A 12,729-nucleotide genomic window follows, 5' to 3' on the forward strand; every position below is an offset into this window, starting at 1 on the left:
TCTCTTTCAGAGCTGTAATCATCTCTTTCAGAGCTGTAATCATCTCTTTCAGAGCTGTAATCATCTCTTTCAGAGCTGTAATCATCTCTTTCAGAGCTGTAATCATCTCTTTCAGAGCTGTAATCATCTCTTGCAGAGCTGTGTGCCTATTCCTTTGAACTCAAGCGTTCTAATATAAGTTTATATCCATCGCTACCATAATTTAATGCTCTATTGATTCTACTAATCGTTGCAGTACTTGCACCTGTAGCACCTGCGATATCCATATATGTCTTTTTATCTGCAAGCATTTTTGCTACTTGAAATCTTTGTTCAAATGCCTTTATTTCATTTATAGTGCATATATCCTCAAAAAATTTATAACATTCTTCCTTTGTTTTAAGGCTTAAAATACCTTCAAAAAGAAAATTCATATCCTTACTTTCTAATTTTGAACTATATTCGCTCATCATCCTTCACCTCTAATAATCATAGACTACATTACCTAATATTATCATTTATAACTTATATACTAAACTTTTTTTATTATAATAACTTTCTAAATCATCTCCTGAGGAGCTGCAACAGCTTTGAAGAAGATGCATTAACCACTTCAGAAGGAAATTTAAAATCCCACCGAAGTTTTTTATTTGTTATAATATGTAACTCTCACTTATAGAAGTTGGAGACTTTCCTTCTGGAATGTCGTTAAATCATAAAAAAATGCAGTTTATTAAAAAAATTCAAATAAACTGCTGTAAAGTCTAAAATATTTATTAATGTGCCTGAACTATGAATTAATTGTATTATTTTATTACATTTAGAGCTGCTATACATGCAACAAAACAAAGTGCTGAAATTACTGTAACTCTCGCTAAGACTGATTCGGCTGTTTTGGTTTTGTTTTTCGCAAAAAAAGTTTCCGAAGTTCCACCTATAAGACCACTTAATCCATCTGTTTTACTAGGTTGCATCATAACTGAAACAATTATAACAATTGATGTTACAATAAATAAAAATATTATAAAACTACGCATATGTACACCCCCTATTCATCAAATACTTGGCTATTTTAACATACTCTAAGGTATCTTACAATGGAATGTAATTCATCTACTTACTCTATTATCATTACAAAGTAACATGAAAATATGTTCTTATTATTATATTTTTTAGTTAATTGTAACACAATTCCATTTATAAATCCACCTTAGCCTTAATAAAAAATAAGAGCATAGCCATAAAGACTATGCTCATATTTTATTGCTAACTATCTTTTTATATTATAGAATGCTTTTATTCCTCTATACTCCGCTGCTTCAGCTAATTCTTCTTCTATTCTTAAAAGCTGATTGTACTTAGAAACTCTTTCACTTCTAGCTGGAGCACCAGTTTTAATTTGTCCTGCGTTCATAGCTACAACTAAATCTGCTATGCTCGTATCTTCAGTTTCTCCTGATCTATGAGAAACTACTGCAGTATATCCTGCTCTCTCTGCCATTTCTATAGCATTCAATGTTTCGGTGAGTGTACCTATTTGATTTAATTTTATAAGAATTGAATTCGCAACTTTTTTATCAATTCCCATTTTTAATCTATCTGTATTAGTTACAAATAAGTCATCCCCAACTAATTGAACTTTATCTCCTATTTTGTCTGTTAGGTATTTCCAACCATCCCAATCTTCTTCAGCCATTCCATCTTCAATAGAGATTATTGGATACTTGTTAACAAGTTCTACATAATAATCAGCCATTTGTTCTGGAGTAAGTATTCTTCCCTCTGATGCTAAGTTATACTTACCATCTTCAAAGAATTCAGAAGCTGCTGGATCAAGAGCTATAAATATATCTTTTCCTGGAACAAATCCAGCTTTTTCTATAGCTTCTATTATAATTTTTATAGCTTCCTCATTTGATGATAAATCTGGAGCAAATCCACCTTCATCACCAACACCAGTAGCGAGTCCCTTACTTTTTAATAATGCTTTTAATGCATGGTAAACTTCTGCACTCATTCTTAAAGCTTCTTTAAATGAGGTTGCTCCTACGGGCATAACCATAAACTCTTGAAGATCAACATTATTATCAGCATGACTTCCACCATTTATAATATTCATCATTGGAACTGGTAAAACTTTAGCGTTTACTCCACCAATATATTGATACAATCCAAGTCCTAATGATTCAGCAGCAGCTCTTGCGCAAGCAAGTGATACTCCAAGAATTGCATTAGCACCAAGTTTTGCCTTATTGTGTGTTCCATCAAGCGCTATCATTGCCTTATCAATCGCTATTTGATCATATACATTCATTCCAACTAATTCATCAGCTATTATATTGTTTACATTATTAACAGCTTTTAAAACTCCCTTACCATTAAATAATTCTTTATCTCCATCTCTTAGTTCTACTGCTTCAAATATACCAGTAGAAGCACCTGATGGTACTGATGCTCTTGCTATTGTTCCATCTTCCAGTGTTACCTCAACTTCAACTGTTGGAAATGCTCTTGAATCTAAAATTTGTCTTGCAAAAATATCAATGATCTCAATAAAGTTTTTCATATTATCTTACCTCCAAATTTTTTATCTATTTTATTATTACCTAAGTTAAGTCAATATAATCCTAAATTTCAATAGAATTTAATACCAAACTTAGATAATACAATAAACTGATTCAGTTTTCATATAAATTAAAGTTTAATGACATTCCAGCTCTTTTGTAGATTATTTAATTAAAGATTTTCCTGTCATCTCGCTAGGTACATCGAGTCCCATAACTTGAAGCATTGTAGGAGCAATGTCTGCTAGTATTCCGTTTTCTCTTAATTCTTTACTATGATTTGACACATATGTGAATGGAACTAAGTTTGTAGTATGTGCAGTCATTGGCTTACCTGACGCGTAATCAATCATTTGTTCTGAGTTTCCATGATCTGCAGTTATAAATACGCTGCCATCTTTACCTAAAACTGACTCAACAACTTTTCCAAGACATTCATCAACTGTTTCTATAGCCTTTTTAGCAGCTTCGAAAACTCCTGTATGACCTACCATGTCTGGATTAGCATAATTTAATATTATCATATCATACTCATCAGTATCTAATCTTTTAAGTAACTCTGTAGTAACCTCGCGGGCACTCATTTCTGGTTGCAAGTCATATGTTGCTACTTTTGGTGATGGAATTAACGCTCTATCCTCATTTACATTTGGAGCCTCAACACCACCATTAAAGAAAAATGTAATATGAGCATATTTTTCAGTTTCAGCTATTCTTAACTGTTTTTTACCCATTTTACTAACATATTCTCCAAGCGTATTAGTGTAACTTTCTGGTGTGTACGCAACATCAACATTTTCTATAGATAAATCATATTGAGTAGTACATACGTAATTAAGTTTCAATGTCTCTCTTTTAAAGCCATCAAATACCTTGTCATTAATTGCGCGAGTAAGTTCGCGAGCTCTGTCTGGTCTAAAATTAAAACATATTACAGTATCGTTGTCACTTATTGCAGCAACTGGTTTATTATTTTCCATTATAACAGTTGGAAGAACAAATTCATCTGTCTTGTTATCATGCATAGCTTTTTTAACTGCATCTAGGGCCGATGTATCTGTCTCACCCTTAGATAACACCATAGCATTATATGCAAGTTCCACTCTTTCCCATCTCTTATCTCTATCCATAGCATAATATCTACCACTAATAGTAGCTATTTTACCAAGACCTATTTCATTCATATATTCTTCTATTTCTGCTATGTATTTAAGTGCTGAACCGGGTTGCACATCTCTACCGTCTAAGAAAGCATGAACATAAACTTGTTTAGCACCTTTATCTTTTGCAAGCTTTATTAAAGCCTTCAAATGATCAATATGAGAGTGAACTCCTCCATCAGACAATAATCCTAGAAGATGAATTGAGGAATTCGTCTTTATAGCTTTATCTATTGCTTTGTTAAAAGCAACATTCTTAAAGAAGTCTCCTTCTTTGATTTCTTTTGTTATTTTTGTAAGTGCTTGATATATGATTCTACCTGCACCTATGTTTAAATGACCAACTTCTGAATTTCCCATTTGGCCCTCTGGTAATCCTACTTCTAAGCCACTTGCAGTTAATTTTGTACTCGGATATTTCTTCATTAATTTGTCATAATTTGGTTTTTTTGCTGCAGTTACTGCATTTCCCTCTACGGTACTTGATAAGCCAAATCCATCTAAAATCATTAACATTACTGGTTTTTTCGACATTTCTTTTCCCCCCACTAATTGTTTCTAATAGCAATACACATTTCTATGTATTGCTATTTATTGTAATTATAATAACCAACCAATGTGGCTCTTTTATTAAATCATCTGAATCTACAAAAGTAGATAAATTCACTTTCGTAGTTTTGTCTAAAAGAATAGCTTAATAGTTTACTATTCCGGCGAAGTCTTGTGCCTTAAGGCTAGCTCCTCCAATTAAACCACCATCAATATCTGATTTAGCCATTTGTTCTTTTATAGTTGCTGGTTTAACAGAACCACCATATTGAATTCTAACTTTTTCAGCTACTTCACTACCAAACATAGCTCCAACAGTTGCTCTTATAAATGCAATTGTCTCATTAGCTTGATCAGCAGTTGCAGTTTTACCTGTTCCTATAGCCCAAATTGGTTCATATGCAATAACCAATTTTTCTACTTGTTGTTTTATAAGTCCTTCTAAATCTAATTTTACTTGATTTGCTAAAACTTTTTCTGTGATATTTCCTTCTCTATCACTAAGAGTTTCTCCTACGCAAAGTATAGGAACGATACTATGGCTGTAAGCAGCTTTAAGCTTTTTGTTTACAGAAACATCTGTCTCATTGAAATATTGTCTTCTTTCACTATGTCCAATTATAACATAGTCAACACCCAAATCTTTTAACATTCCTGGAGAAACTTCGCCTGTAAAAGCACCGCTTTCTTCATAAAACATATTTTGAGCTCCAACCTTTATATTTGTACCCTTAGTTGCTTTTATTACTGCATCTAAACATAAAAATGTAGGGCAAACTACAACATCACATTTTGCATCTTTAACTAATGGTTTCATTTCCTCAATTAAAGTCACAGCTTCAGCTACAGTTTTATTCATCTTCCAATTTCCTGCAATTATACCTTTTCTCATAAAAAAAACCTCCTATTATTCTTTGTAATCGGTAAAACTTATATATTTAAACTTTAAAGCATCATAGTTTATTTAACTATTTATCTGTAAGAGCTTCAATTCCTGGTAATAATTTACCTTCTAAAAATTCAAGAGATGCTCCGCCGCCTGTAGATATGTGAGTCATTTTATCTCCAAATCCTAATTGATTAACAGCAGCTGCACTATCTCCACCACCTATTACAGTAGTTCCATCAACTTTTGACATAGCCTCTGCTACAGCAATTGTTCCATTTGCAAAGTTTTTAAATTCAAATACGCCCATTGGGCCATTCCAAACAATAGTCTTAGCTGTTCTTATAGCACCTTTATACATTTCTGAGGTCTTAGGTCCAATATCAAGACCCATGTAACCATCTTTAATATTTTGATCCTGTGTAACTACTGGCTCTGCATCAGCTGAAAATTTATCTGCAATTATATGATCAACTGGTATTAAGAATTTAATTCCTTTTTCTTCAGCCTTTTGCATCATATCTTTAGCATATGCTATTTTATCTTCCTCAACTAAAGAACTTCCTACAGAATAACCACCGGCTTTTAAGAATGTATATGCCATTCCTCCACCAATTATTAATGTATCTACCTTATCAAGTAAATTAGCAATAACAGCTATTTTATCAGAAACCTTAGCTCCACCGAGTATTGCAACGAATGGTCTAACAGGGGTATTTACTGCATCACCTAAGAATTTTAATTCCTTTTGAATTAAATATCCGCATACTGATGTTTTAACAAACTCAGTTACACCGACTGTAGAACAATGTGCTCTATGTGCTGTTCCAAATGCATCATTTACGAAAATATCTGCAAGTGAAGCTAATTCCTTAGAAAAGTTTTCTTTGTTTTTTGTTTCTTCTTTTCTATATCTTGTATTTTCTAGTAATATAACGTCTCCGTCTTTCATTTTAGATACAGCCAATTTCACATTATCACTAACAACATTTGGATCTGCTGCAAAAATCACTTCTTTTTTTAACATTTCGTTTAATTTTTTAGCTACTGGTGCTAAAGAAAGTTCAGGTTTTGCCTCACCGTTTGGTTTTCCAAGATGTGAACATAAAATTACTTTTGCTCCATTTTTAATTAAGTATTCAATTGTTGGCATTGCACCTACTAATCTATTTACATCTGTAATTACCCCATCTTTTAATGGTACATTAAAATCACATCTCACTAAAACATTTTTACCTTTAACCTCAATATCTTCAATTGTTTTCTTATTAAATTTCATACTCATTCTCCTCTCTCCATGTTTATAATATAAACTTTTGTAACTTCTATCAATTGTAGTATGTTCTATGAAGCATACTCATATACTAGAATAAGCAATAAAAGGGCCTAGTTCCATAGACTACCTATAAAACTAGACCCTAATACTATACTTATAGTTTTATAGTAAACTAAATTTTATAGTTTGTCTGCAACAAATTTAGTTAAATCTGCTAATCTATGAGAATAGCCTGCTTCATTATCGTACCATGAAACAACTTTAACCATGTTTCCTTCAATAACCATTGTTGACATTGCATCAACGATAGATGATCTTTCGTCACCTTTGTAATCTATTGAAACTAATGGTTCTTCAGAGTATCCAAGAATACCCTTCATGTCAGTTTCAGAAGCTTTACTAAATGCTGCATTTACTTCTTCTATAGTAACATCTCTTGAAAGTTCAGCTACTAAATCTACACAAGAAACTGTTGGAGTTGGAACTCTTAATGAGAATCCGTTTAATTTTCCTTTTAATTGTGGTAAAACTAATGCTACAGCTTTAGCTGCACCTGTTGTAGTTGGAATCATTGATAATGTAGCAGCTCTTGCACGTCTCATATCTTTATGAGGAGCATCTAATAATCTTTGATCTCCAGTATATGAATGAATTGTAGTCATTAAACCTTTGACTATTGTAAATTCTTTATCTAATACTTTAGCAAATGGAGCTAAACAATTAGTTGTACATGATGCATTTGATATTATGTTATGTTTTGATGAATCATATTTTTCTTCATTAACACCCATAACTATTGTTATATCTTCATTTTTAGCTGGTGCAGATATAAGAACTTTTTTAACACTAACTCCTAAATGAGCGCTTGCTAAAGTAGCATCTGTAAAGAATCCAGTTGATTCAAGTACGATTTCTACTCCAAGTGAACTCCAGTCGATGTTTTTAGGTTCTTTTTGTGCAAATATTTTAATTTCTTTTCCGTTAACAACTATAGAATTTTCTTTAGCTTCTACAGTTCCGTCAAATTTTCCGTAAAGTGAATCATATTTTAAAAGATGTGCTAGTGTAGCAGCATCTGTTAAATCATTAATTCCTACTACTTCTAATTCTGTTGAATAATTTTTTACTAATGCGTTAAATACGTTTCTTCCTATTCTTCCAAATCCATTAATTCCTACTTTTACCATTTTGGCAAAACCTCCTAAAATTTTAATCAAATAATTATATGTAAATATATAATTCTCTCTTTAATAAAATCATTATATAGTTTACTCTCTTTTTTCTAAAATATTTATAATCTTTTGTGCAGCCGCTTCATCAATTATCAAAACAGTACTGGAACGATTGATTTCAGTGGCAATAATTGCTCTAGCTTTATTTTTTCCAGCAGCTACTGCAATTAGAATCTTCGCGTTTTTAGCTTCTTCGGTTGCTACCATAATAGTAGGTGTAGAATAAATTATTTCTCCTAACTCATTATAATATTGACCAAACGCTTCACCTACTGCACCTAACTCTTCAAGTTTATTAATTTTCACCTCGGGTATTCCTCTTTTATTAGCCATTTCTTTCGCAATGCCTATGCCATAAATAAGAATATCTGCACTTCTAATTTTATCAATTATATCTCTTATATTTTTTTCATTCAATATAGTTTCTAGTGCTGCATTGCTTAAATTATCAGGTACATGTAGTAATTCGTAATTTCCACCAATTCTATCGGCAAGCCTAGCAACTAAAGTATTAGCTTGAATTTCTACATTTCTAGCCATACCACCTCTAGCCGGAAGCACCAATATATTGTTGTATTTATTATTTTTAGGAAAACTATCTACAACTTCTTTTACTGTTGATCCACCTGTTAATGCAATTATACTATTGTCATTCATGATATCCATAGCATAATTTGCTGCTGCCTTCCCTAGTTCTTTAAGAACACTTTTATCAATTTCTACATCTCCGGGAACAATTATAACTTGCTTAAGCTTCAAGTGTCTCTCAATGGATTTCTCAATTTTAGATAATCCCTTGATTTCATGAATAAATCCTTTTAATTGACGTAAAATTTCTTCTCCATCAGATGTTATAAACATCCCCAGTGCATTAACTTCAATTAAGTTTTGAGACTTCAGAAAATTTATTTCATTTCTTACTATTCTCTCGCTTATGCACATATGATTTGATAAAATTCTACGTCCTATAGGTTGATTATAACATATCGTTCTTAATATATCATGCCGTTTCTCAAGAAGTTCTATTAATTCAGGCACTATCTTCTGTTCTAATTTTAAAATATTCTCCACTTGAACACCTTTCTGGACTGTTTAAGTCCCAGCATATATTTTCTGCTCCCACTTACATTATAGTTGAAATACTAACTTTTTTAAATTAGTATTTCTAAAAAACATGTTAACATTCTGTTAACGAAGTCATAAAATAAACTATTCTTTAAAATCTTTTGCGTTTACTTGAGCTTTTAATTTCAAGTTCTTCACGATATTTTGCTACCGTTCTTCTAGAAATATTTATTCCTTCAATGTTTAATCGATTACAAATATTTTGATCAGACATTGGTTTTTTTGTATCTTCACTGGCTACCATTTCCTTAATATTTTTTTTAATATTAAGTGTAGATATATCGTCGCCGCCTATACCTGAGGTTATTCCATTAGTAAAAAAATCTTTTATTTTAACTACTTTACCATTATTTATACTTACATACTTTTCTCTAATTGCACGACTTATTGTAGATTCATGCATCTCTAAATTATTAGCGATTATTTTAAGTGTCATCGGTTTTAGAAATTCTTCACCGCTATCAAAATATTCCCTTTGAACCTCTAGTATTTCTTCTAAAACTCTATATACAGTGTTTTTCCTTTGTTCAATACTTTTTATAAGAAACATCGCGCTATTAAGCTTATCTTTTACATATTCTACAGCTTCTACATCTTTTTCATCTTTAATAATTTCTTTATACAAATTATTTATATTTAATTTAGGAAGCACATCTTCATTCATAGAAATAAAATATTCATCATCAATTTTATTAATATATGCATCTGGAACAACATATTTAACAGTCTCACCAGTATAAAATCCTCTTGATGGTTTAGGTTCTAAATTTTTTATTATATCTCCATATTTTTGGACTTCACCTATGCTTATTTTTAATTCCCTAGCTATCTCACTATATTTATTTTCTGCCAACAGCTCCAAGTAATCACTAATTATTTTGCAAATTTTTTCATCATCCATGCCTTGGTTATACAATTGTATTGTTAAACATTCCCTTAAATTTCTAGCTCCTATACCTTCTGGATCTAAAGATTGAAATACTTTCAGGGCTTCTTCTGACTTTTTATTTGATACTCCAAGCTCTTTGCATATATCTTGCAAGCTAACTGCTAAATAACCTTTAGCATCTAAACTTTCCGCCATGTACTTACATATATTTAAAACATCACTTTCCCCTGCAAGTTCACCTATTTGCTGCTTAATATAATCCTTAAGTGATTTTTCCTCTGCAATATAGTAAAAAGGAGAAACTTCATCACCATCGTTTTTTGCACTATAATTTTTTGTTTTATATACATCCTTATCAAGGTATTTAATTATCTGTTTATAGTCACTTACATCATAGTTATCACTCTTGCTATTTTGTATATTTTTTTCTTCCAGCACTGGATTCTCTTGCATTTCTTTATTAACATACTGACCAAGCTCTTGTGCTGACATTTGAAGAAGTTTAACAGACATTTGCATTTCTTGTGTCATTATTAATTTTTGTTCTTGGACCAAGTTTAAGCCAAAATTAATATTCATTTTATCCATCACCTCATGTAAATCATCTTATAAATATTATAACATAGAGCGAATGAATTATACCTTAAGCTAGAACGAAAAATAAAAAAATTCAGCATACTCCCTATTATCGTAATAAATAACAAGGTATATATGCTGAATTTTTATTATTTTAAGCTAAACTTGCAGAACTTATCTCTAAGAGATTTTACCTCAATTATTATTTCATCTATATCTAAAACCATTTCCATTATGCTACACTTCTCATCGTAAACCGACTTTACGAAGGAATCTTTTATTTCAGGTTCAACTACGTGATATACCGCAAGTCCTAAAGCAATTCCAGCAAGTGGTCCAACAAATGTAGGATCTCCTGCTACTATTGTCTCCGCTGTTACTTCTGAGGTCTCAGCTTCTGCTCCTCCAATAATCACAACTAAGTTTTGTGCACCGTGCTTAGCTGTAAGATCTTTTACTATTTGCTGAAGCTCGTTGTCCATTGCTCCTGCTAAGCTGCATGAAAAACATTTTGTTGTTGAAAACACAACTTCGGCATCAGCAGACTTTACGCAAGCTTCTATTGCAGGACCTGGTATTCCGTCTCTATCTCCAATAATAATAACTTTCCTTGCCTTAAGCATTTTCATCTTCCTCTCCTGCATTTAACAAGTCAATAAATGCTTGTTTATCTCAATCTTTTAGCCTACATCAAACCATTAAACTATAAGGTATCGTAGTATTGTTTTATAAAGTTTTCTATATCTTCTAACGACGAAATTTTATCTGGCGTAATAGTTGACATTTTCTCTGCTTCACTATATATTACCATTGTAGGAAGTCCGAGAACGCCTTGTCCTATAGCTGTTCTTCTTGCCGTTGATATATTTAAGCTCGCAAATTTTATTTTATCAGAATATTTTTTAGAGAGTTCATTCACTCCAGGCATAAACCTTAGACAAACTTTGCAGTTTTCACCCCAAAAATCAACAAATACAGGCTTTTCTGATTTTAGTACTTCTTCTTCAAAATTATCTTTGGTAAGTTCTAACATTACTAATGCCCTCCTAAAATTTAATTATTTATTTTCAATGTAATGTTCAGCATGAGTAGCCGCTATTGCACCATCTGCTGCTGCTGTAATTACTTGTCTTAGTAACTTCACCCTTATGTCACCAGCTGCATATACTCCCGGTATATTAGTCCTCATATTCTCATCAGTAATAACGTCTCCACGATCATTCATAGTGATTTTCCCATTATACAATTCAGATATTGGTAGATATCCTACAAATACAAAACATCCATCTGCTTTTAATTCACTGAGTTCACCAGTTTTAACATTTTTAATTACTAAACTTTCTAACATTTCTTTACCTTTAGCTTCCTCAACCACAGCATCCAAAATAAACTTTATCTTTGGGTTTTTAAAAGCTTTCTCTTGAAGTGACTTAACGGCCCTAAGTTCGCCTCTTCTGTGTATTACAGTAACGGTTTTCCCAAATTTAGCAAGGTATATAGCTTCAGATATAGCTGAATCTCCTCCCCCTATTACTGCAATATCTAAATCTTCAAAAAAATCAGCATCACAAGTTGCACAATACGAAACTCCCTTACCTCTTAATTCTATTTCATTTTTAAACCCACCAAGTCTAGGAGATGCTCCTGATGCTATTATAATAGTTTTAGTTTTATAAGTTTTACCCTTGCATTTGATTACTTTAATATCTCCTTCAAGTTCAACTTCCAATACCTCTTCACTTACAAATTTCGTTCCAAACTCTTCTGCTTGCTGCTTCATACGTTTGCTGAGTGTTGCCCCTGTACAGTTTTCAATTGATCCTGGATAGTTATCAATTTCATTAGTTGTAGCAACCTGTCCACCAAACTCTGCTCTTTCTATTAATAAAGTATCCATTCTTGATCTTGATGCATAAAGTCCAGCGGATAACCCTGCAGGCCCCCCACCAATAATTATAGTATCATAAATATGTTCCATACATATAGCCTCCTCATTTTTCTTATCAAATTTAACGTACCTTACTTCATGTCTTTAAAACCTATTTGCCTAAGTGCCTCATATGCCACAATTGCTACAGTATTTGAAAGGTTAAGTGACCTAGTTGTGCTGCTTATCATAGGTACTTTTATGCATCTATTAGGATCACTATCTCGAATGATATCCGGAAGTCCTGACGACTCTCGCCCGAAAACTATAAAATCTCCCTCTTTATATTCTACGTCTGAGTAGAAATTCGATGCCTTTGTTGTAGAAAAATAGAAAGTTGAATCCTTATATTTTAAGCGTAGTTCTTCATATGAATCGTGTAACTCTAGGTCTAAATAAGGCCAATAATCTAGTCCTGCCCTTTTAAGTTGTTTCTCCTCTAAACTAAATCCTAAAGGTTTTATAAGATGAAGTTTACAATTCGTCAACACACATGTCCTTCCGATATTCCCTGTGTTTTGTGGAATTTCTGGTTGAAATAAAACTATATTTAAATGCATAATTAG

Annotated in this window: 13 protein-coding genes; all 13 read right to left on the reverse strand. The window is 32.1% G+C overall.

From position 1 onward, the window contains the following. Positions 1–146 precede the first annotated feature (146 nt). The 13 genes from KPL37_RS08960 to KPL37_RS09020 all read right to left on the reverse strand — a co-directional run bounded on the left by KPL37_RS08960 (position 147) and on the right by KPL37_RS09020 (position 12,723). The gene (locus tag KPL37_RS08960) at positions 147–449 is read right to left on the reverse strand and encodes a YerC/YecD family TrpR-related protein (RefSeq protein WP_216148228.1); all 303 of its coding nucleotides are present in this window, start codon (positions 447–449) and stop codon (positions 147–149) included. Between the two features lie 336 nt (positions 450–785). Beyond that, a complete protein-coding gene (gene secG, locus KPL37_RS08965; protein ID WP_216148231.1) occupies positions 786–1,016 on the reverse strand; it encodes a preprotein translocase subunit SecG in 231 nt (76 codons plus the stop codon). A 233-nt stretch (positions 1,017–1,249) separates the two neighbouring features. Further along, a complete protein-coding gene (eno, locus tag KPL37_RS08970; RefSeq protein WP_216148234.1) occupies positions 1,250–2,545 on the reverse strand; it encodes a phosphopyruvate hydratase in 1,296 nt (431 codons plus the stop codon). A gap of 162 nt (positions 2,546–2,707) precedes the next feature. Next, positions 2,708–4,237, reverse strand: a complete 1,530-nt coding sequence (gpmI, locus tag KPL37_RS08975) for a 2,3-bisphosphoglycerate-independent phosphoglycerate mutase (RefSeq protein WP_216148237.1) — start codon at positions 4,235–4,237, stop codon at positions 2,708–2,710. A 160-nt stretch (positions 4,238–4,397) separates the two neighbouring features. Beyond that, positions 4,398–5,144 carry a triose-phosphate isomerase gene (tpiA, locus tag KPL37_RS08980; protein WP_216148239.1) on the reverse strand — a complete coding sequence of 249 codons (747 nt, stop codon included), beginning with the start codon at positions 5,142–5,144 and terminating at the stop codon, positions 4,398–4,400. 76 nt (positions 5,145–5,220) lie between these two features. Further along, positions 5,221–6,417: a phosphoglycerate kinase gene (locus KPL37_RS08985; protein ID WP_216148241.1), complete on the reverse strand. Its 1,197-nt coding sequence runs from the start codon at positions 6,415–6,417 to the stop codon at positions 5,221–5,223. 176 nt (positions 6,418–6,593) lie between these two features. Next, the gene (gap, locus tag KPL37_RS08990; RefSeq protein ID WP_216148244.1) at positions 6,594–7,601 is read right to left on the reverse strand and encodes a type I glyceraldehyde-3-phosphate dehydrogenase; all 1,008 of its coding nucleotides are present in this window, start codon (positions 7,599–7,601) and stop codon (positions 6,594–6,596) included. 81 nt (positions 7,602–7,682) lie between these two features. After that, positions 7,683–8,717, reverse strand: coding sequence for a sugar-binding transcriptional regulator (locus KPL37_RS08995; RefSeq protein WP_216148247.1), 1,035 nt, complete (start codon positions 8,715–8,717; stop codon positions 7,683–7,685). Between the two features lie 145 nt (positions 8,718–8,862). Beyond that, positions 8,863–10,233, reverse strand: coding sequence for an RNA polymerase factor sigma-54 (gene rpoN, locus KPL37_RS09000; protein WP_216148384.1), 1,371 nt, complete (start codon positions 10,231–10,233; stop codon positions 8,863–8,865). A 152-nt stretch (positions 10,234–10,385) separates the two neighbouring features. After that, the gene (grdA, locus tag KPL37_RS09005) at positions 10,386–10,865 is read right to left on the reverse strand and encodes a glycine/sarcosine/betaine reductase complex selenoprotein A (RefSeq protein WP_216148250.1); all 480 of its coding nucleotides are present in this window, start codon (positions 10,863–10,865) and stop codon (positions 10,386–10,388) included. A 74-nt stretch (positions 10,866–10,939) separates the two neighbouring features. Further along, positions 10,940–11,269, reverse strand: coding sequence for a thioredoxin family protein (locus tag KPL37_RS09010; RefSeq protein ID WP_216148252.1), 330 nt, complete (start codon positions 11,267–11,269; stop codon positions 10,940–10,942). Between the two features lie 24 nt (positions 11,270–11,293). After that, positions 11,294–12,214 (reverse strand): thioredoxin-disulfide reductase, encoded by a 921-nt coding sequence (gene trxB / locus KPL37_RS09015; protein ID WP_216148255.1) that lies wholly within the window; start codon positions 12,212–12,214, stop codon positions 11,294–11,296. Positions 12,215–12,255: 41 nt separating this feature from the next. Next, entirely contained in the window at positions 12,256–12,723 is a 468-nt protein-coding gene (locus tag KPL37_RS09020; protein WP_216148258.1) for a tRNA (cytidine(34)-2'-O)-methyltransferase, read from the reverse strand. Positions 12,724–12,729: the final 6 nt, after the last annotated feature.

Source organism: Clostridium frigoris (assembly GCF_018861865.1).
Taxonomy (GTDB): Bacteria; Bacillota; Clostridia; order Clostridiales; family Clostridiaceae; genus Clostridium_AD; species Clostridium_AD frigoris.